The 19,872-nt window shown below is 66.7% G+C and carries 14 protein-coding genes and 1 riboswitch; of the genes, 4 read left to right on the plus strand and 10 right to left on the minus strand.

The window, feature by feature from the left end; all coding sequences use genetic code 11:
* Nucleotides 1-27: 27 nt before the first annotated feature.
* The 7 genes from R2601_RS10765 to nrdH all read right to left on the minus strand — a co-directional run bounded on the left by R2601_RS10765 (nucleotide 28) and on the right by nrdH (nucleotide 9,436).
* Nucleotides 28-1,095 carry an HNH endonuclease family protein gene (locus tag R2601_RS10765; protein ID WP_007797863.1) on the minus strand — a complete coding sequence of 356 codons (1,068 nt, stop codon included), beginning with the start codon at nucleotides 1,093-1,095 and terminating at the stop codon, nucleotides 28-30.
* Nucleotides 1,092-3,629, minus strand: coding sequence for an AAA family ATPase (locus tag R2601_RS25480; RefSeq protein ID WP_007797866.1), 2,538 nt, complete (start codon nucleotides 3,627-3,629; stop codon nucleotides 1,092-1,094). The genes R2601_RS10765 and R2601_RS25480 overlap by 4 nt, the downstream gene beginning before the upstream one ends.
* A complete protein-coding gene (locus R2601_RS10775; RefSeq protein ID WP_007797869.1) occupies nucleotides 3,626-5,425 on the minus strand; it encodes a patatin-like phospholipase family protein in 1,800 nt (599 codons plus the stop codon). The genes R2601_RS25480 and R2601_RS10775 overlap by 4 nt, the downstream gene beginning before the upstream one ends.
* Nucleotides 5,426-5,672: 247 nt before the next feature.
* The gene (gene nrdF, locus R2601_RS10780; protein WP_007797871.1) at nucleotides 5,673-6,653 is read right to left on the minus strand and encodes a class 1b ribonucleoside-diphosphate reductase subunit beta; all 981 of its coding nucleotides are present in this window, start codon (nucleotides 6,651-6,653) and stop codon (nucleotides 5,673-5,675) included.
* Between the two features lie 33 nt (nucleotides 6,654-6,686).
* Nucleotides 6,687-8,810 (minus strand): class 1b ribonucleoside-diphosphate reductase subunit alpha, encoded by a 2,124-nt coding sequence (nrdE, locus tag R2601_RS10785; protein ID WP_007797873.1) that lies wholly within the window; start codon nucleotides 8,808-8,810, stop codon nucleotides 6,687-6,689.
* Nucleotides 8,795-9,208: a class Ib ribonucleoside-diphosphate reductase assembly flavoprotein NrdI gene (gene nrdI, locus R2601_RS10790; RefSeq protein WP_007797876.1), complete on the minus strand. Its 414-nt coding sequence runs from the start codon at nucleotides 9,206-9,208 to the stop codon at nucleotides 8,795-8,797. Before nrdI ends, nrdE begins: the two co-directional genes overlap by 16 nt.
* 3 nt (nucleotides 9,209-9,211) lie before the next feature.
* Entirely contained in the window at nucleotides 9,212-9,436 is a 225-nt protein-coding gene (gene nrdH / locus R2601_RS10795) for a glutaredoxin-like protein NrdH (RefSeq protein WP_007797878.1), read from the minus strand.
* Between the two features lie 101 nt (nucleotides 9,437-9,537).
* Nucleotides 9,538-9,730, minus strand: a riboswitch (cobalamin riboswitch).
* Nucleotides 9,731-10,184: 454 nt separating this feature from the next.
* Here nrdH and R2601_RS10800 point away from each other — a divergent pair.
* On the plus strand, nucleotides 10,185-11,225 hold the full coding sequence (locus tag R2601_RS10800; protein ID WP_007797881.1) for a GlxA family transcriptional regulator: 1,041 nt from the start codon (nucleotides 10,185-10,187) through the stop codon (nucleotides 11,223-11,225).
* A 30-nt stretch (nucleotides 11,226-11,255) separates the two neighbouring features.
* Here R2601_RS10800 and R2601_RS10805 read toward each other — a convergent pair whose 3' ends face one another.
* Together R2601_RS10805 and R2601_RS10810 are read right to left on the minus strand one after the other, a co-directional pair.
* Complete coding sequence (locus tag R2601_RS10805; RefSeq protein WP_007797884.1) at nucleotides 11,256-12,338, minus strand: FAD-binding oxidoreductase; 1,083 nt, start codon at nucleotides 12,336-12,338, stop codon at nucleotides 11,256-11,258.
* A gap of 6 nt (nucleotides 12,339-12,344) precedes the next feature.
* Complete coding sequence (locus tag R2601_RS10810) at nucleotides 12,345-13,583, minus strand: aromatic ring-hydroxylating oxygenase subunit alpha (protein ID WP_007797887.1); 1,239 nt, start codon at nucleotides 13,581-13,583, stop codon at nucleotides 12,345-12,347.
* A 156-nt stretch (nucleotides 13,584-13,739) separates the two neighbouring features.
* Between R2601_RS10810 and R2601_RS10815 the strand changes: the two genes are divergently transcribed.
* Nucleotides 13,740-14,612: a LysR family transcriptional regulator gene (locus R2601_RS10815; RefSeq protein WP_007797890.1), complete on the plus strand. Its 873-nt coding sequence runs from the start codon at nucleotides 13,740-13,742 to the stop codon at nucleotides 14,610-14,612.
* A gap of 123 nt (nucleotides 14,613-14,735) precedes the next feature.
* Here the strand turns inward: R2601_RS10815 and R2601_RS10820 are convergent, their stop codons facing one another.
* A complete protein-coding gene (locus R2601_RS10820) occupies nucleotides 14,736-17,297 on the minus strand; it encodes a GcvT family protein (RefSeq protein ID WP_007797893.1) in 2,562 nt (853 codons plus the stop codon).
* A gap of 333 nt (nucleotides 17,298-17,630) precedes the next feature.
* On the opposite strand from R2601_RS10820, the gene R2601_RS10825 reads away from it, so the two are divergent.
* Together R2601_RS10825 and R2601_RS26965 are read left to right on the plus strand one after the other, a co-directional pair.
* Complete coding sequence (locus R2601_RS10825) at nucleotides 17,631-18,677, plus strand: GlxA family transcriptional regulator (RefSeq protein WP_040544607.1); 1,047 nt, start codon at nucleotides 17,631-17,633, stop codon at nucleotides 18,675-18,677.
* Nucleotides 18,678-18,792: 115 nt separating this feature from the next.
* Nucleotides 18,793-19,872, plus strand: a 1,080-nt coding sequence (locus R2601_RS26965) for a sarcosine oxidase subunit beta family protein (RefSeq protein ID WP_007797898.1), incomplete at its 3' end; no start/stop codon positions are given.

A 19,872-nucleotide genomic window follows, 5' to 3' on the forward strand; every position in this document is an offset into this window, starting at 1 on the left:
ACGGCATCAATGCCGGTCCGCCGCCGCCTAGCGCCCTGCTGGCGGCGCGGGTTGGGCGGGGTCCGACTTCAGCTCGGCCAGCGTGGCTCTGGCCCAGGCGCGGGCGGCTTCGGAGTAGGGTGCGTCAGGCGCGGTCTTGAGCCGCATCTGTTCCTTGGCGTCGGCCCGAAGGGCGTCGAGCTTGACGGCGACGCGGCGGTCGAAGTCTCGGTCTGAGGCGGGGCGCGTCGTTTCCTCGGCCCGCTCGCGGAGGTCCATTGCCAGCTCGCCCAGCGATACCACCAGCCGGTGCAGGAAGGCCATGTCGCGCATCACCCGCGTGCGGGCCTGCACCAGCCCGGTGCGGTTGAGCCCGTAGACCTGAATCGAGACCGCTCCCATCGGGCTCAGCCCGGCCTCGGCGGCGGCACGCACCATCGGGCCGGTCTCCTCCAGGGCCGGCAGCGCTCCGGCGGCATCCGTCCGCCCGGGATCGGGCCGGTCGGGATCCGGGCGCGCGTAGATCAGCCCCAGAGGGGCGGCGAGATCGACATCGAACGCGAGGTGCAGGGCCGGGTCGTCGCGGGTCGGGTCGAGCAGCAGACGGCCTTCGCCCGAGCCGTCGTCCTCGCCCTGTGCGGCGCTGTCTGCCCACCGCCTCGTCGGGTCGCGCAGGGGAAACAGCGTCTGCTTGCCGGCATTGACGTCGGTCGCGCCGGCCGGGCCCGCGATGCGCTGGCCGCGGCGTCGGTTGCAGTCGATGCAGGAGGGCAGCAGGTTGCGCCAGTCCATCGCCAGCCACCAGTAGCCGTCATGGCCCTCGGCGCCGTCGACCGCGCCCTTGGGGCGGTAGTGCTCCACGTCGACCGGCTGGACGATGTCATAGGCGCTTTCGCAATAGGCGCACTTGCGGAAGAACAGCGCCTCGAGCGCCTCGGTGACCGCATCTTCCTTGTAGCGCAGGAAGGTGTAGGATCCGGTCGCCTCACCAGCCGCCTTGCGCGCCATGAAATCGGTGACGTCGTCAAGCTCGGACAGGCCCTTCTTCCTGCCTCGGGTGAAGGGGGCCTGCAGGATCTCGGGCTCGGCCACGGCCTTGCGGTCGACGAACCTCATCGCAACAGCTCCTCGAGAAACGAGCGGATCTCCTGCTCGACCGCCTCCCGGCGCTCGCGGCGGGCGGTCGCGTCCAGCGTGCGGCGATCCCGGAGGAAATCGGCGACCGCCTTCTGCACCAGCGTGGTGACCTCGCTCACACCGGCGGGCATGCCCTCGGCGACCTCTTCGTGAAAGGCGCGCAGCTGGTCGCGTTCGATGGCGGTGAGGCCGGCATCCGGGTTCCCGGAAGCCTCGGCCTTCGCCTGTTGCCCAAGCAACCGGGCGACCTCAGCGTAGCGTCGCTCGGCGCGGGGATCATCGACGGACACCAGCTGGAACATGTCCGAGGTCAGCAGCTGCTCGATGGTCAGCCGCTCGAAAGCGCCGAAATCCGAAACCCGCTCCACCACCTCCATCTCGGAGGGGCCATCGTCTACGGCATCGGGATCACGCAGGTGACGGTTCAGCATCAGAACCTCGCCCGGTCGCATGCCACGCACGCAGAGCGGGTCATGCGAGGTGAGCAGGAACGTGGCCCGGGGCAGGGCGCGGCGCAGGCCCGAGATGATCTGGAGCTTCCAGCGCGGGTGCAGATGCGCCTCGATCTCGTCGATCAGGACAAGGGCGTTCGAGGTCCGCGCCTCGTAGACCGAGGCGCCGTCCGCCATCAGCCCCTGCAGCACGTCGCAGACCAGCGCCAGCACCGCCCGGTAGCCCGAGGAGGCGAAGGCAAGGCGCTGGCGCACGCTGCTCTTGCGGCCCTCCGGCCCGTTGCGGGTGAGGTGGATCCAGGCGCAAAGCGCGTCGCCTTCGAGCGGGTCCGGGGCAATGTCGATGGTCTCGAAGCGCCCGTCGATCTGGATGATGTGGCGCAGCGCTGCCACGACCATGTCGAGGGCGCCGTCGTCGCGTTGCGCCAGCTCGACCAGCCAGGCTTCCGGGTTCGACAGCCGGCGGCCGGATTCGAAGAGCGTGTCGTAGTGGCGCCAGGGCGTGTCGAGTGTCTCGCTGCCATAGATGCGGTTGGGGCCGTAGGCGAAAACGAAAGGGCGCGGACCGGGCAGGTCGTCGCGTTCGTCGAAGACACCGCCGCGGGCGTCGCGCCGCGCGGTGAGGGCGAGGTGGCGACCGGTCTCATCGGGCTCTTCGGGATGAAAGACGATCTCGACGCTGGCACGGTCTCGCGGTTCTTGCTCCGGGGCGCCCATGTAGCGCGGATCGAGCGTGAGGCGGCGGGGGCTCAGGCCCACGCTCTCGGCCAGCGCGGCGCGGGCCGGGGCGTCGAGGCAGGCGAGCGCCACGCCTTCGAGGATCGAGCTCTTGCCGGTGGCATTCTCGCCCAGGATCAGGAGGCAGGGGGCCGAGGGCGGCTCCATGCTGGTCTCTGTGAGGATCTCGTCGCTCTCGGTATCGAGTGCTGCGGGCAGCTTCAGGTCGATGGCCTCGAGCGACTTGAAATCGCGCAGTGCGATCTGAGCGATGCGTGGATGGGCGCGCCGGGCGGCGGTGTCGTCGGGGGGAGGCGCCGGCTGCGGTGCCTCGGGGGCCTGTTCTCCGGTGCCGGCAGTGCCCTCATCCTCGGCCTGGAACGCCGCGAGCGACTCGGTCAGGGCGCGGGGGAAATCGACGTCGCGTTCGAGAGAGAGCGTGCTGCGCATGATCTGGGAGAGCGAGAGCGGGCGCTCGAGCCCCATGCGCCCGAGCGCGTCCGCAAGCAATTGCCTGAAGACGAGATAGGCGAAGCCGGGGAACTGCAGGCCCTCGGGAATTGGGTGGGCTTCATCGGTCCGCAACCCGGTCAGCCGATGAAGGGACTCGCTCGCCCGGTCCGGCGTTTTTTCAAGACGAAGTAGCAGCTCGCGCGCGACCCGGCTCCGGGCGGCGACGAGTTCCGCGCGGTCGAGGCGGTAGGTCTTCACCGTCTCCCGGGCGCGGCGGTTGAGGGGGATCAGCGCGCCATCGAGGGTCGCGCGGAAGGCGCTGGCGGGCTGTGCGGATTCGCCCGGGTGATAGAGGATAGCTTCTTCGTCGGGCGAGCGACCCGGTGCCTGCCCGGGCCCGATGATGGTCTGGTGCACATCGCCAGAGAGCGGAAGCCGCCAGAAGCTGCCGGTCGAGCTGCTCTTGTCGGGCGCGGGACGGGGCGGAGGGCCCTCGCGAGGACCGTCGACCGGGAAATAGGTTTGCGGCGAGGGGGTGCAGTCACGACAGATCGGGAAGAAATTCGGCCACTCGAAGCTGCGCCAGAGATAGGCGATCCGCTCATCTGGGGCGGCCATCGGCATGGCATGGGCCGGCGGGCGAAACCGCCAGGCCCCGAGGCGGGCGCGTTGCTCGCAAAAGGCACAGAGCCCCATCGAACGATGCTCCAGCGCGTCCAGCACATCCCGACCCACGGGGAGCTTCCAGACCGGCGGCGGGTCGGTCTGGGCACGCTCACGTGCTCCCAGCGACAGGAAAGTGTCGATCTGGCGGAGCGCCTCCTCGACCTCGCGCGAGGCGAACCACTCGGGCGCGTCGCGCTCCCGGTCGGCATGATCGAAGAAGATCATGCGGAGCCCTCCTTGGCCGCGCCCGAGCGAGACTTCGGCCGGCGGTCGGCATCCGCCAGCAGCCGCAGCGAGGCATCCTGCCCCGGTCGCGGGCCCTCCTGCACGGTCTTCTTTTCCCCGGCCGCGCGCGCTGTAGCGACCTCTTCGCCGATCTCGGCGAGCCTGTCGGCAAACGGGGCGAGCACCTCGCGCCGCCACCTTTTCGAGGCATTCTTGATTGTGGCCTGGTCGTACTCGGTCAACAGCGTCTCGTAGGGCATGGCATCGGTGCCGACGGGTGCCTCGCGATAGGCGCGGGCGAAGCCTTCGAGATTGCTCTCGATCTCTCCCATCAGCGACATGGCGCGGCGCCAGCGGTTCTCCTCGAAGTCGAACTCGTCAACCAACATCCGCCCGGCCTGACGGCCCAGCCCGATCAGGCTCTCGATCGTGTCCTTGCTCATCGAGAGGTTCAATCCGCCTTCCTTGGCTTCGTCGAGGCGGATCTCGACGGTGCGCTCGGCAAAGCCGGGCAGCGCGGTCTGCAGCGTGTCCTGCCAGTCCTTCGCGGTGTTGAGGACAGACGACAGGAAGGCGCCGAGGCCGCCCAACTCCTGGGTCGGCAGATCCGTGCTCTGCCCGGATTGCCTGGGCAGGTGCACCCGCTCCCTGCCATGGCGTTTCGGATCCCACGAGGCGAGCGAGATCGCGAAGGTCGGGCGGCGCGGCAGCCATGCGTCGAAGAGGTGGATCGGCAGGTTCGACGAGATGCCGCCATCGGAGAACAGGCAGCGGCACCAAAGCCCGTTCTCTCCTGCCGGCGTCTTGAGTTCGTAGTCCTTGCGCCACAGCGGCACGGCCTGAATCAGCCCGGGAAAGCTCAGCGACAAGCGCGCGACGAGCAGAAGCGGGAAATCCTCCTCGATGCGCATCGGATAGAGATCGGTGGGGCCGCCGGCGGCACTGGCGTCGAACGGCGTCGCCTCGCCAATGAGATAGGCCATGATGCGCGGCGGAAACAGCGCCTCGAACTCTTGGGCCGAGAAGAAGTGATGGCCCGAGCGCAGCGGCAACTGGAAGGGCCGTTTCGAGGTCAGATCGGTGGTCATCGCGGCAAGCTCGATATTGCGCTCGTCCAGCGCGCCGACGGTCAGCGGGGGCCCCGGTTTGCCGTCGGCGCCAAGATTGCCCGCCACGATGTCGATCTTGTCGGCCAGCCAGTCGGTCAGGCCCGGGCCCTCGCCACCGGGCTGCGTGGTGCCGGGCAGCAGGCCGAAGCGGTTGGCGGGCAGATCCCTCACAACCAGCCGGCGCAGGTCGAGCGCGATGAGGCCGACCGTCAAAACCAGACCGAAGAGCGCCCCGAAGAACAGCCAGCCGAGATCGCACAGCACCGCCGCCGCGATCAGCCCTGCCAGCGCGGTGCCGGCCCCGAGCAAGATCGGGCGCTTCCAGAGGCCGGTGGCGGCGGACAGCAGGCCCCTGATCTTCGAGCGGCCTCCCGCCGGGTCCGAGACCGCTGCGAGCAGGAGCTTGAACAGCCCGGCGAAGGGGGGCGCCGGCTGCAGCAGCTTGCCGAGGTCCTCGGCCAGTTCGCCGGCGATCTTCTCGATCTCGTCGAAGCCGCCCATGTCGTCCTTCTGGGGCGACGACTGACGCCGGTATTCGGCGGCTGCGGCGAGGGCCGCGGCGATGGCTCCGGCCGAAGATCCGCCGATGCTGCGCAGGCGGTAGCTGCGCGCCAGCGCGGTGATGGCATAGGGATAGACCACCCCGGAGGTGATCCCGCCTTTCATGATCAGATCGCAGTCCTTCATCCCGGCTCCTCTCCCGCAAGCGGTGCCGCCACAGGGGCGCATGAAGGAGAGGCGTTGGCGCCTTCCCCTGCGTCAAGCATCAACACGCAAGGCGTGTGCGTCAACGAATTGCTTTCGCGAAGGGGGAGGGCGGGGAGAGGGGGCCGGGTCCGGCGGGCCTGCGAATCCGGCAGGCCGAGGCGCCTTGGGCGCAGTCACAGGCGGCACGTTGGTGTCCGCCTGCGACAGTCTTTGCGAGACGGCGGGCTCAGAAATCCCAGTCGTCGTCCTCGGTCGCGACGGCGCGGCCGATGACGTAGCTCGAGCCCGAGCCGGAGAAGAAATCGTGGTTCTCGCTGTCGGGACTGAGGGCCGCGAGGATCGCCGGGTTGACCTCGGCCGCCTCTGGGGGAAACAGCGCCTCGAAGCCGAGGTTCTGCAGCGCCTTGTTGGCGTTGTAATGCAGGAAGGCCTTGACCTCTTCGGTCAGCCCTATGCCGTCATAGAGCTCCTCGGTGTAGCGCGCCTCGATGTCATAGAGCTCGAAGAGCAGGCCGAAGGCGTAGTCCTTCAGTTCCTGCCGGCGTTCGGGGCTTTCCAACTCCAGACCGCGCTGGAACTTGTAGCCAATGTAATAGCCATGCACGGCCTCGTCGCGGATGATCAGGCGGATCAGGTCGGCGGTGTTGGTCAGCTTGGCGCGGCTCGACCAGTACATCGGCAGGTAGAAGCCGGAATAGAACAGGAAGCTCTCGAGGAACACGCTGGCGATCTTGCGCTTCAGCGGGTCGGCTTCGGGGGCATAGGTCTCGAGCACGGCGCGGGCCTTGGCCTGCAGGTGCGGGTTCTCGTCCGACCAGCGGAATGCCTCGTCGACCTCGCGGGTCGAGCACAGCGTCGAGAAGATCGACGAGTAGCTGCGCGCGTGCACCGCCTCCATGAAGGCGATGTTGGTCAGCACCGATTCCTCGTGCGGCGTGAGGCAGTCAGGCATCATCGCCGGCGCGCCGACCGAGTTCTGGATCGTGTCGAGCAGGGTCAGGCCGGTGAACACGCGGATGGTGAGCTGGCGCTCCTCCTCGGTCAGCGTGGCCCAGCTCTGCACGTCGTTCGACAGCGGCACCTTCTCGGGGAGCCAGAAATTCACCGTCAGGCGATTCCAGACCTCGAGGTCCTTCTCGTCCTGCAGGCGGTTCCAGTTGATCGCGCGGGGCACGGCGCGGGCGGAGGCGGGGGCATTGTCCTTCATGGCGGATCTCTTCCTAAGCGTTTCGGGAGGGGCTCAGAGCGTGCAGGACACGCAGCCCTCGACCTCGGTGCCTTCCAGCGCGGTCTGGCGCAGGCGCACGTAGTAGATCGTCTTGATGCCCTTCTTCCAGGCAAGGATCTGGGCGCGGTTGATGTCGCGCGTGGTGGCCTCAGCGGGGAAGAACAGGGTCAGCGACAGGCCCTGGTCGACATGCTCGGTGGCGGCGGCATAGGTCTCGATCAGCGCCTCGGGGCCGATCTCGTAGGCGTCGCGGTAGTACTCGAGGTTGTCGTTGTTCATGAACGCCGCCGGATAGTAGACGCGGCCGATCTTGCCTTCCTTGCGGATCTCGATCTTCGACACGATCGGGTGGATCGAAGAGGTCGAGTTGTTGATGTAGCTGATCGAGCCGGTGGGCGGCACCGCCTGAAGGTTGCGGTTGTAGAGCCCGTGCTCCATCACGTCCGCCTTCAGCGCGGCCCAGTCGGCGCGCGAGGGCAGGGCGATGCCGTCGAAAAGCTCCGCCACGCGGTCGCTCTCGGGCAGCCAGTCGCGCTCGGTGTACTTGTCGAAGAACACGCCCGAGGCATAGTCCGACGCCGCGAAGCCCTTGAAGCTCTCGCCACGCTCCTTGGCCAGCGCGCAGGAGGCGCGGATGGCGTGGTAGGCCACGGTGGCGAAATAGACCGAGGTGAATTCGACCCCCTCCGGGCTGCCGTAATGGATGTGCTCGCGGGCGAGGAAACCGTGCAGGTTCATCTGGCCGAGGCCGATGGCGTGGCTCTCGTCGTTGCCCTTGCGGATCGACGGTACCGAGTCGATGGCCGACATTTCCGACACCGCGGTCAGCGCCCGGATCGCCGCCTCGACGGTGGCGCCAAGATCGCGGCCATCCATGGACTTGGCGATGTTGAGCGAGCCGAGGTTGCACGAGATGTCGGTGCCCATGCGGGCATAGCTCAGGTCCTCGTTGTATTCCGAGGCCTCGTTGACCTGCAGGATCTCCGAGCACAGGTTCGACATGGTGATGCGCCCGTCGATCGGGTTCATCCGGTTCACCGTGTCTTCGAACATGATGTAGGGATAGCCGCTTTCGAACTGGATCTCGGCCAGCGTCTGGAAGAACGAGCGGGCGTTGATCTTGGTCTTGCGGATGCGCTTGTCCTCGACCATCTCGTCGTATTTCTCGGTGACCGAGATCTCCGAGAACGGCACGCCGTAGATCTTCTCTACGTCATGCGGCGAGAACAGGTACATCGGCTCGTTGCGCTTGGCGAGCTCGAAGGTCACGTCGGGGATCACCACGCCGAGGGACAGCGTCTTGATGCGGATCTTCTCGTCGGCATTCTCGCGCTTGGTGTCGAGGAAGCGCAGGATGTCGGGGTGGTGGGCGTTGAGATAGACCGCCCCCGCGCCCTGACGGGCCCCGAGCTGGTTGGCGTAGGAGAAGCTGTCTTCGAGCAGCTTCATGATCGGGATCACCCCCGAGGACTGGTTCTCGATGCCCTTGATCGGGGCGCCGTGCTCGCGGATGTTGGTCAGCATCAGGGCGACGCCGCCGCCGCGCTTCGAAAGCTGCAGCGCCGAGTTGATGCCTCGGCCGATGCTTTCCATGTTGTCCTCGAGCCGGAGCAGGAAGCACGAGATCAGCTCGCCGCGGCTCTTCTTGCCGGCGTTGAGGAACGTGGGCGTGGCCGGCTGGAAGCGGCCCGACAGGATCTCTTCCATGAACGACATGGCAAGGTCCTGATCGCCGCGCGCCAGCGCCAGCGCCACCATCACGACACGGTCCTCGTAGCGCTCGAGGAAGCGTTTCCCGTCGCGGGTCTTGAGCGTGTAGGAGGTGTAGTACTTGAACGCGCCGAGGAAGGTCGGGAAGCGGAACTTCTTCTTGAAGGCAGCGTCCCAGATCTGCTGCAGGAAGGCGCGCGGATAGGCCTCGAGCACCTCGGCCTCGTAGTAGCCCTCCTCGACGAGGTAATCGAGCTTCTCGTCGAGCGAGTGGAAGAACACCGTGTTCTGGTTGACGTGCTGCAGGAAGTACTGCCGCGCGGCCATGCGGTCGGCGTCAAAGCGGATGTGGCCCTCGTCATCGTAGAGGTTCAGCATCGCGTTCAGCGCGTGGTAATCGAGCGTCTCGCTCATGCGGTCAAGCATTCGGTCCCCCAGAAGGCGTGCAGCCCGTCTTTGACGCGGGCAATGTCGGTGAGCGTGCCAGCGAGCTCGAACTTGTAGAGCAGGGGCACGGAGCATTTCTTGGCGATGACATCGGCGGCGAGGCCATAGGTGGCCCCGAAGTTCCGGTTGCCGCCGCCGATGACGCCGCGCAGGCGGCGGCGGTGGTCGGGATCGTTCAGGAAGCGGATGACCTGCTTTGGCACCGCGCCGCGGCCTTCACCGTCGGCATAGGTGGGGCAGATCAGCACGAACTCCTCGGGAATGCGTCCCAGCACCGCCTTGGGCGAGACCGGGATGCGGCTGGCCAGCATCCCGAGCCCGTCCACGAAGCGCGCGGTGTTGCCGCTGGCCGAGGAGAAGTAGACGATCCCCGGCATGGCTCAGGAGGCGAGCGCGCCGATCATGTCGGGGCGGAAGCCCGACCAGTGGTCCTCACCGGCGATCACCACGGGTGCCTGGCGGTAGCCGAGCTCGGTCACGCGGGCCATCGCCTCGGCATCTTCGGTCAGGTCCACCACGTCATAGGGCAGGCCACGGGCGTCGAGCGCACGGGTGGTGGCGGTGCACTGCACGCAGGCGGGCTTGGAATAGACGATGATCGACATGGGCGGCGTCCTCTTTGTGGCTGGCGGGCAGGGACGCGACCGGACGGCGCGGCCTGTGCCGCTCCGGTCCTGTGACACGCCCCGAACCCTCCGTTCGTGGTCAAATCCTGTTGCTTCCGGCAGGTCTCCTGACTCGCGGCGGGTCCCGCTTGACCGGCCTTCCCGGGGTGGCAGCCCCAGTGGCATGATCGGCCTCGCGCGCCGCTTACAGTTGCGGGGGCAGTGCCGGCTTTTCACCGGCTTCCCTCTTGCCGGCGGATGATTCCGCCGAGCACCTGAAGCACCTATATCTAGATCATGCGGCCCAAGGTGCGTCAATATGCAGTTGTGCAACGGTTCCGGGCACAAGAGCTTGTGTGGCCTTGCAGGGCTGGGATTCGGGTGATTTGGGGACGGATTTTTTCGCTCCGGACGTGGAGATTGGGTGCCTTAATTATGGGCGGGCATCGGGCCGGGTCTCGTGTCTCCGGTGCGTCGCATTGTTTGAGTCCTGCTCGGTACGGAACAAAGGCCGAAGGCCGCCGCGCCATCGCCTGCCTGCCTCGACGGGGTGGCGATTTTGGGAAGTCGGGTCTGCAGGAGCGAGGTCTTTCGACTTGGCAGGGATAAATCGAGAGGCTCGGAAGGGGGGATCGCCATTTCGCGGGCGGGCTCTGGCGCGGCGGCGTCCAAAAGCTGCCACCGAGGCGCATTGCCCGGCACCTTCCGATCCTGTAGATTTGCGCCATCCGCTTTGAAGGATGCCGACATGGCCAGCCCCTCCAAGATCCCTGCCAAGCGTCTGAGCGTTGCGTTCGTTCTGGCCGACCGCTTCACCCTCTCGGCCTTCGCCAACTTCGTCGATGTGCTCCGCCTTGCCGCCGACGAGGCCGACCACTCGCGCCCCATCCTCTGCGACTGGGTGGTGTTGTCGGACAGTCTCGAGGCGGTGCGCTCCTCCTGTGGCGTGCGGGTGCAGCCGGAAAAGCGCCTGCGCCATGCCGGGCGCTACGATTATGTCGTCGTGGTGGGCGGGCTGATCGGCGACAGCGCCGCACTGGGGGGCGAGGCGCAGGCCTTCCTGCAGCGGCAGGCCGCGGCCGGGGTGCCTCTGGTCGGGCTGTGCACCGGCGTCTTCATCCTGCAAAGGCTTGGTCTGCTCAAGGGCTACCGCTGCTGTGTGAGCTGGTTCCACCACCAGGACTTTCTCGACCAGTTCGAGGCCGAGACGCCGATCTCGGACCAGATCTTCGTGGTCGACCGCGACCGGCTGACCTGCTCCGGCGGGCACGGGGCGGCGCATCTCGCGGCCTTCCTCGTGCAGCGCCATGTCGGGCAGAACGCCGCGATCAAGAGCCTCAACATCATGATGATCGAGGAAGCGATGAGTGGCGAGCGCCCGCAGCCCGGCCAGGCCACGGCGCGGCGCGCCGGCGATGCGCTGGTGAAGCGTGCGGTGCTCAGGATGCAGCAGAACCTCGAGCATCCGAAAACCGTCGAAGATCTGTCGCGCGAGCTTGGCGTCGGGCGGCGCACGCTCGAGCGGCGCTTCCTCGCGGATCTGGGACAGACGCCGCTCAAGGTTTATCTCGACCTGCGGCTGGAGCGGGCGTTGCAGCGGCTGAGGGGTTCGGAGGCCTCGATCACCGAGGTGGCGCTGGCCTGCGGCTTCTGCGACGGGCCGCACCTGTCGCGCACCCTCAAGGCCGAGCGGGGCGTGACCCCGGCGGAATACCGCAAGGCGCAGGCCGGGCAGGGGCGGGCGGAGGATCAGCCGCCGGTGGGGGTGCTGATGCGCGGCGCGGAGTGACCGCGCCACGCGTGTCTCAGATGAGCGAGATCAGAGCTCGACGGTGACCTTGCCGCGTGGGTTAGAGCAGCAGGCGAGGATGTAGCCTTCCTCGATCTCTTCCTCGGTGATGCCGCCATTGTGCACCATGTGCACCTCGCCCTCGAGCTTCTTGACCTTGCAGGTGCCGCAGACCCCGAAGGTGCAGCCCGACGGGATCGCCACGCCGGCCCCGCGCGCCGCGGCGAGCACGGTGTCGGTCTCGGGGCAGGAGGCGCTGACGCCGGAGATGTCGAAGAGGATCTCGGCCTGCACGTCCTCTTCCGGCAGATCGTCTTCCGGCAGCGGCGCTTCGACCAGTTCGGGGCCGGGGGTGCCGGGCGCCTGGAAGCTCTCCTGGTGGTAATGCTCCATGTCGAAGCCGAGGCCTGCCAGCGCTTCGCGCACCGCGGTCATGAAGCCTTCGGGTCCGCAGCAGAACACCTCGCGCTCGAGGTAGTCCGGCGCCATCAGACCCAGCATGAGCTGGTTGAACTGGCCCTGGTAGCCGGTCCACGGCTTGTACTTGTCACGCTCGGCCACGACCCAGCGCAGGTCGAGCCCCTCGATGCGCGAAGCCATGTGCTCGAGCCGCTCACGGAAGATGATCTCAGACGGCTTGCGGGCGCAGTTGACGAAGACGATGTCGCAGGTGCGGCCGCGGTCGTAGAAATCCGTCACCATCGACATCATCGGGGTGATGCCCGAGCCTGCGGAGATGAGCAGGTACTTTTCCGCCGGGTGATCGGCCGCGGTGAAACGCCCGCCCGGGCCGAGCGCGCGCAGCGTCATGCCCGGCTTGAGGTTGTCCATCATCCAGCGCGTCCCGATGCTGTCGGACTGCGCCTTCATGGTCAGGGTCAGCGACATCGGACGCGAGGGCGAGGACGAGATCGTGTAGGTCCGGTAGAGCGGCCCGCCGGGCACCGGCAGTTCCAGCGTCAGGAACTGACCGGCCTTGAAGTCGAAGGGCCGGCCCGAGGGCGACTGGAAGCACACGGTGATGACGTTCGGTGTCTCGGGCAGGATGGAGACGCATTCCAGCGCCTCGTCGTCGGTCCAGTGCCCCGATGCGGCGACGAGGGAGGTGGTCATGGGCAGTTACTCCGCTGCAAGGGTGGCGGGGGCGTGCGCAGAGCGCATGCGGCCGAGATACCAGTTCACGAACTGGATCACGCCGTCTTCGTGGGTCTTCGAGTAGGGGCCAGGCTCGAAGGCGGGCGAGTTGATGCCCTGCTGGTTGTCCTCGACCACGCGGCGATCCTCGTCGTTGGTGTGCTCCCAGACCGTGGTCAGGTTCTTGAGGTCGTAATCCACGCCCTCGACCGCGTCCTTGTTGACCAGCCAGGTGGTCTGCACCTCGGTCTCCTGCGGCCCGATGGGGGTGACGCGGAAGGTGATCGAGTGATCGGTCAGGAAGTGGTTCCAGGTGGTCGGGTAGTGGAACAGCAGCAGCGTTCCGGCGTCGAGATAGGGGATGTTGCCGAGGCGCTTCTGCACCGCGATCTTGCCCGACACGGTGTAGCTCTCGGCGCCGTCGAGCAGCGGCATGCGCGCGACGCGGTACTGGCCGCCTTCGTCAACCTTGAAACGCGACGGCGCGCCGGCGGCCTCGAGACGGTTGAAGTGGCTCTCGACCTTCTCGGGGAAGGTGCCGTCGGCGCTGACACCGGTAATGGTGGGGTCCTCGGGGTAGGTGCGGCACAGGTCGGGGTGGTTGCCGGCGCAGTGATAGCACTCGCGGTTGTTCTCCCAGACCAGCTTCCAGTTGCCCTTCTCGATGATGGTCGACTGGAACGCCACCTTGGCGTTCGACAGGTCGTGCACGCCAAGATAGGGGCTCACGGTCTGCGCGAAGGGCTCGAAATCGGGGGCCTCGGCGGCGAGGCAGATGTAGACGAGTCCGGCGTTGGTGCGGCAGTGCACCGGCTTCAGGCCGTGCTTCGACGGGTCGAAATCGGGGCCCATGTCGCGCGCCCAGAGCAGCTTGCCGTCGAGGTCGTAGGTCCACTGGTGGTAGGGGCAGGTGAGCTTGGCGACGCGGCCCTGTGCGGCCGAGCAGAGCACCGAGCCGCGGTGGCGGCAGGAGTTGTGGAAGGCGACGATCTCGCCCTTGCCGTCGCGGATCACGATGACGTCGTAGGCGCCGATGCGCAGACGCTGATAGGCGCCGGTCTTGTCCAGCATGCAGGCCGGGAAGGCAAACAGCCACTCGCGGTACCAGATCGTCTCGAGGTCGGCCTCGTAGATCTCGGGCGAGGTGTAGAACGGCTGCGAGAGCGCATGGCCGGGACGGTGCTGGCTGAGCAGTTCGGAAAGCGGGGCGGTCGGGCTGGCCATGGCGAAACTCCTGTCGCGGGAGGGCTATTTCGGCGCACAGAGCCATCCTAGCCGGAATTTGGCAATTGGCAAAATCCTCATGTGGGTTTAGTTGAATTAATGTCATGATCGGTTTTCGCTTGTTTGCGACATCCGGAGCACGAAAGCGACGCCCTTATGTCCAAGCCCTATGATCTACCCTCCCTCGGAGACCTTGCTTGTTTCGAAGCCGCTGCCCGAAATTTGAGCTTCAAGCTGGCCTCAACCGAGTTGAACGTCACGCCTGCGGCGGTGAGCCACCGCATCAAGGCGCTGGAACATGAGCTGGGGCAGGCGCTTTTCAACCGTCAGTACCGAGGAGTCGAGCTGACCGAGGCCGGCGCGCTGCTCTTCGTCTCGTTGCAGAGGGGATTCGAAACGATCTCGGAGAGTGTCACGCGTATTCGCAGCCGGCATGATCGCACCGGCGTGTCGATCGCGGCGACGACGGCGATGAGCGGACTTTGGCTGACCCCGCGGCTGGCCGCCTTCTGGAAGGCACATCCGGGCGTCGCAATATCCCAGCTCATCCAGGACGACCAGAAGGCGCAGGGGGTCGACCTTTCGATCCACTACGGCGACCCGGAGGCGGAGGATGACGAGACGCGGGTGCTGTTCCACGACCGCATCCTCGCGCTGGGCACCGAGCAGTTCGCCAGGAGCTACGGCATTGCGCGGCTGGCCGATCTCTCGGACGTGCCGCTGATCCACACCCAGTCCGGGGTGAACCCCTATACCGAGTGGCCGGAATGGTTCGCCTATCTCGACCGTCCGGCGCCGCGGGGACCGGGATTCTTCCTCAACAACTACCTTATCTCGCTGCAGGCGGCGGAGGATCACGTCGGCGCGGTGCTGGGCTGGGAGGGGCTGCTCGGGAGCCATCTGGGCAGCCGCCGACTGGTGCCGCTGGTGCCCGACGAGATGCCCTCGCCACATCCGTTCTACCTGCGCATCCACGGCCGCGCCTCGGCCAACGCGCGTCTCTTCGCGGACTGGCTGGCAGAGCACTGAGGGGGCGGCGCGTGCCGCGCCTGGAGCCCGCGCCTGCGCACGAGGCTCGGCCCATGTGCACCCGGCCCAAAACAAAACCGGCAGGCCGAAGCCCGCCGGTCAGTCGTGCCTCCTGGTGCCGCGTCAGCTGCGCGGCTTGAGGTTCTCGGGATCGTAGAGCGGCGCGTAGCCGACGCCCGCCACCTCGACCTCAAAGGGCTCGTCGAAATAGGTCACCTGCAGCTTGCGGCCGACCTCGCAATACTCCTGCGGCAGGTAGGCCAGCATGATGTTCTTGCCGACGGTCGGACCGAAGGCCTGCGAGGAGGTGTAGGAGCGGCGGCCGAGGCTGTCGACCAGCACCTCGCCGGTCTCCGGGTCCATCACCGGCATGGTGTTCACCGGGTAGCGGGCCACGCCCTGGCTGTCGGTGTTGTCATGCATGACCAGCGTGCAGAGCATCGCCGGCTGCTTGTCGCGGGCGCGGTACTCGAGATGCTTCTCCTTGCCGCGGAAGTCGGCTTCCTTGACTTTCGGACGCGCGAGATCCGCCTCGTAGAGGTTGTACTGCGTGTGCAGGTCGGCGTTCTGCAGGCGCAGCGACTTCTCGAGGCGGCGCGAGTTGGCATAGGTCTCGACACCCACCGCCATGACGCCGGCATCGCGCAGCGCGTCCCAGACGGCGAGGCCGTCCTCGTAGGGCATGTGAAGCTCCCAGCCCTGCTCGCCGACATAGGAGATGCGGAAGGCCATGACGGTCTTGCCCGCGATCTCGATTGGCTTGATCGCAGCGAAGGGGAAGTTCTCGATGTCGAGCGCGTCCGGATCCGCGACCACCTTCTTGAGGTTCTCGCGGGCGTTCGGGCCCCAGATGCCGATGGTGGTGAACTTCTCGGTCACGTCCTCGATGGTCACGTCGAGGCCGCGATCCTGCGCCATGCGCTTCATGTACATCAGGTCGCGCGGTCCGGCATCGGCGCCGTTCACGAGACGGCAGCGGTCGCCCATGCGGAACACGGTGAAGTCCGCGCGCACGTTGCCCTCGTCATCGAGCATATGGGTGTAGATGCCCTTGCCGACCATGTTGTCGCCACCGATCTTGGCGGCGCAGAGATACTCCATCAGCGCCACGTGATCCGGACCGGAGATGTCGGTCATGTGGAAGTGCGACAGGTTGATGATGCCGCAATCGGCGCTCATCTCGAGCTGCTCGGCGTTCGACACGCGCCAGAAGTGGCGGTTGTCCCACTCGTTCTCGCGCACCGGCACCTGGTCGGCGTATTTCTCGAGCAGGTGCTCGTTGGCGGCGTAGCCATGCGCCCGCTCCCAGCCGCCGAGCTCCATGAAGTAGCCACCCAGCTCGACCTCACGCTCATAGAACGGCGAGCGGCGGATGCCGCGGGCGTTTGCGAAGGGCTCGCGCGGGTGAACCGGCGGGTTGTAGATCTTCTTGGCGGTCTCTTCGCAGCGGCCCCAGATGAAGTCCTCGGTGAGCTGGTAGTCCTGGAAACGCGCGTAATCGATGCTGTTGTGATCGATATGGGTGCGTCCGTCGGTCATCCAGTCGACGATGAGCTTGGCCATGCCGGGCGCGTCCTTGACCCAGATCGCCACGGCGTACCACAGGCCGCGCACCTTGCGGCTCTCGCCCATCGAGGGGCCGCCATCGGTGGTGGTCTGAAGCAGGCCGTTGAACGAGTGGCTCTCGTTGAAGCCCAGCTCGGCCAGGATCGGGGTCAGTTCCATCGCCTTTTCCAGCGGCTCGATCACGTCCTCGAGCTCGAGGTCGCGCATCGACGGTCCAAGGCGGGCCTGGCCCTTCTCGAGAATGTCGCGCGGGTGCACCATGCGCGGCTCTTTCTCGTAGTAGTAGCCCCACTCGATCTGGCCGCCCTCGGTGGTGTTGGGATCGCCGGTGTCGCGCAGGTAGGCGGAGTTGCCCTGATCGCGCAGCAGCGGACGGCCGATCTCGAGGCCGGTGCCGGCAAACTCATCGTAGGGGCCGAAGAAGGTCAGCGGGTGGTCGACCGGCATCACCGGCAGGTCTTCGCCCACCATGTCGGCGATCAGGCGGCCCCAGAGACCGGCGCAGACCACGACGTGATCGGCCATGATGGTGCCGCGGTGGGTCTTCACGCCGGTGACGCGACCGTTCTCCTGGATCAGCTCGAGCGCCGGGGTGTTGGCGAAGGCGCGCAGCTTGCCGGCCTTCTCGCCGGCATCCACCAGCTTGCCCGCCACGGTCTGCGAACGCGGCACGACGAGGCCGGCATCCGGGTCCCACATGGCGCCCTGGATCTGGTCTTCCTCGAGCAGCGGGAACTTCTCCTTGGCCTCGGCCGCGGAGATCATCTTCACGCGGGTGCCGAAGGCGCGGCCCGAGTCGCAGCGGCGCTTGAGCTCCTGCATGCGATCGTCATCGCCGACGCGGGCCACTTCGAGACCGCCGATGCGCGAATAATGGCCCAGCTTCTCGTAGAAATCGACCGAGTAGGTCGAGGTGTAGGTGCTCAGCAGGTCGTGGCTGGTGACGTAGCAGAAATCCGAGGCGTGGCCGGTCGAGCCGATATCGGTCGGGATGGCGGATTTGTCGATGCCGACGATGTCGGTCCAGCCGCGCTCGATCAGGTGGTGCGCGACAGACGCGCCGACGATGCCTCCGAGGCCGACGATAACGACGTTTGCGCGTTCAGGAAACGAAGACATGGTGCGTTCCACTTGTCTTTGAGGGGTGTCGAAACTGTCCGATGCGCAGGCATCGGTGGCTAGCGCTCGACCGGCATTCACCGGACCGAAAACGACGACCCGCGGCCCGGGTCGGCGAAGGGCGGGGCAGGCCGCCAAGGGGGCAGGGCAGACGCGGCGCGGGAGCAAGGGGGTGCGTCGCGTCTGCCCTGCGGATGCGCCCTGGGAGGCGGGCGCGAAACATAGAGGGCAGACTTGCAGCAAAGCGCTCGCGAAAAACAGGATGATTGCGTCAATGCGGGATGAGCGCTACGACACCGTATCAGGAATCCTTCGCGCCGCAGGACTGTGCCCATGGACCAAGCCGCCCGCACCCCCTCTGTCCCCGCCCGAAACGCCTCTGCGCGTGCGCTCAGGCCGCGTAAGGACAGTGCCCGCCTGTCGGTGGGCTTCATCCTGTCGCGCAAGTTCACCCTCTGCGCCTTTGCCAATTTCGTCGACGTGCTGCGTCTGGCGGCGGACGAAGGCGACCGCTCGCGCCCGATCCTGTGCAACTGGACGGTTCTGTCGGACAGTATGGATGCGGTGATGTCGAGCAGTGGCATCACGGTGCAGCCCAAGGAGCGCCTCGGAGATCCCGGGCGCTTCGACTACATCGTCGTGGTCGGCGGCCTGATGGACGAGCTTCCGAGCCTGAGCGCCGGGCAGACCCGATTCCTGCAGGAGGCGGCCTCGCAGGGGGTGCCTCTGGTTGGGGTCTGCTCTGGCGCGTTTCTCCTGCATCAGGCCGGGCTGATGGATGGCTACCGCTGCTGCGTGAGCTGGTTCCACCATTCCGAGTTCCTGTCGCAGTTCGAGGGGCTGAACCCGGTCTCGGACCAGATCTTCGTGGTCGACCGCGACCGGCTCACCTGTTCCGGGGGCGCCAGCTCGGCGCATCTGGCGGCCCATCTGGTCGACAAGCACGTGGGTCAGGCGCAGGCCAGCAAGAGCCTGCATATCATGATCATCGATGACCAGTTGCAGGCCGAGAAGCCGCAGCCCGGCATCAGCATGGATTTCAAGACCCGTGATCCGATCGTGCTGCGGGCGCTGCTCCTGATGCAGCAGAACATCGACACACCGCTTTCCGTCGCCGAGGTCGCCAAGCGTATCGGCCACAGCAAGCGCCAGCTCGAGCGGCATTTCCGTGTCGCGCTCGATACCTCGCCGCAGGCCGCCTTTCTCAGCATCCGCCTGTCGCTGGCGCATCACCTCATCGAGACCAGCGAGAAGTCGGTGGCGCAGATCGCCCTCGACTGCGGCTTCTGCGACAGCTCGCACCTGAGCCGCATGTTCCGCCGCCAGTTCGGCTGCACGCCGCTGGCGCTGCGCCAGAGCCGCGAGGCGCAGGCAGGCTGACGCATCGATCCTGCGCTTGGCGCGGATCTCCATCCCGGCTGTCGCAAACGTTCACGCTTGAGGCAGCATCTCAGGCTACCCCACTGCGATCATCTCTGCAGCCGGGGGCCGACTCATGACGCGCTTCAACGCCTTTTCCCTCCTCAAGAACGCCCTGAGCGGCCACAAGAACTGGACCGAGCAGTGGCCGGACAGCCAGCCGAAAGACGAGTACGACGTGATCATCGTCGGCGCTGGCGGTCACGGCCTCGGTGCGGCCTACTACCTTGCCACCCAGCACGGCATCACCAACATCGCGGTGATCGACAAGGGCTGGCTCGGCGGCGGCAACACCGGCCGCAACACCACGATCATCCGCTCGAACTATCTCTATGACGAGAGCGCGCGGCTGTTCGATCACGCGGTGGACCTGTGGCAGGGGCTGAGCCAGGAGCTCAACTACAACGTCATGTATTCCAACCGTGGCGTGCTGATGCTGGCGCATAACGTGCACGACGTGCAGAGCTTCAAGCGCCACGTCCACGCCAACCGGCTGAACGGCGTCGACAACCGCTGGCTGACCACCGAAGAGTGCAAGGAATACTGCCCGCCGCTCAACGTCTCGCCCAATGCCCGCTACCCGGTGATGGGCGGTGCGCTGCAGCAGCGCGCCGGCACCGCGCGCCATGACGCGGTTGCTTGGGGTTATGCCCGTGGGGCGGCGATGCGCGGCGTCGACATCATCCAGAACTGCCCGGTCACCGCGATCCGCCGCAACGCCGACGGCTCGGTGGCAGGGGTCGAGACCGGCAAGGGCTTCATCAAGGCCAAGAAGGTCGCGGTGTCCGCCGCCGGCCACACCTCGGTGGTGATGGAGACCGCCGGCGTGCGCCTGCCGCTCGAGAGCTACCCGCTGCAGGCTCTGGTCTCTGAGCCGGTCAAGCCGATCTTCCCCTGCGTGGTGATGTCGAACGCGGTGCACGCCTATATCAGCCAGTCCGACAAGGGCGAGCTGGTGATCGGCTCTGGCACCGACCAGTACACCTCCTACAGCCAGCGCGGCGGCCTGCCGCTGATCGAGCACACCGTGGCCGCGATCACCGAGGTGTTCCCGATCTTCAACCGCATGCGGATGCTGCGCAAATGGGGCGGTATCGTCGACGTGACCCCGGACCGCTCGGCGATCATCTCGAAGACGCCCGTCTCGGGGCTCTAC

The organism is Salipiger bermudensis HTCC2601, assembly GCF_000153725.1.
In the GTDB taxonomy this organism is placed as follows: domain Bacteria; phylum Pseudomonadota; class Alphaproteobacteria; order Rhodobacterales; family Rhodobacteraceae; genus Salipiger; species Salipiger bermudensis.

Excerpts from the sequence above, each read along its gene's own strand:
- R2601_RS10810 (WP_007797887.1), bottom strand. The coding sequence starts at position 13,583 with ATGGCCAGCCCGACCGCCCCGCTTTCCGAACTGCTCAGCCAGCACCGT.
- nrdI (WP_007797876.1), bottom strand. The coding sequence starts at position 9,208 with ATGCCGGGGATCGTCTACTTCTCCTCGGCCAGCGGCAACACCGCGCGC.
- nrdF (WP_007797871.1), bottom strand. The coding sequence starts at position 6,653 with ATGAAGGACAATGCCCCCGCCTCCGCCCGCGCCGTGCCCCGCGCGATC.
- nrdE (WP_007797873.1), bottom strand. The coding sequence starts at position 8,810 with ATGCTTGACCGCATGAGCGAGACGCTCGATTACCACGCGCTGAACGCG.
- R2601_RS10800 (WP_007797881.1), top strand. The coding sequence starts at position 10,185 with ATGGCCAGCCCCTCCAAGATCCCTGCCAAGCGTCTGAGCGTTGCGTTC.
- R2601_RS10805 (WP_007797884.1), bottom strand. The coding sequence starts at position 12,338 with ATGACCACCTCCCTCGTCGCCGCATCGGGGCACTGGACCGACGACGAG.
- R2601_RS25480 (WP_007797866.1), bottom strand. The coding sequence starts at position 3,629 with ATGATCTTCTTCGATCATGCCGACCGGGAGCGCGACGCGCCCGAGTGG.
- R2601_RS10765 (WP_007797863.1), bottom strand. The coding sequence starts at position 1,095 with ATGAGGTTCGTCGACCGCAAGGCCGTGGCCGAGCCCGAGATCCTGCAG.
- R2601_RS10775 (WP_007797869.1), bottom strand. The coding sequence starts at position 5,425 with ATGAAGGACTGCGATCTGATCATGAAAGGCGGGATCACCTCCGGGGTG.
- nrdH (WP_007797878.1), bottom strand. The coding sequence starts at position 9,436 with ATGTCGATCATCGTCTATTCCAAGCCCGCCTGCGTGCAGTGCACCGCC.
- R2601_RS10815 (WP_007797890.1), top strand. The coding sequence starts at position 13,740 with ATGTCCAAGCCCTATGATCTACCCTCCCTCGGAGACCTTGCTTGTTTC.
- R2601_RS10825 (WP_040544607.1), top strand. The coding sequence starts at position 17,631 with ATGGACCAAGCCGCCCGCACCCCCTCTGTCCCCGCCCGAAACGCCTCT.
- R2601_RS10820 (WP_007797893.1), bottom strand. The coding sequence starts at position 17,297 with ATGTCTTCGTTTCCTGAACGCGCAAACGTCGTTATCGTCGGCCTCGGA.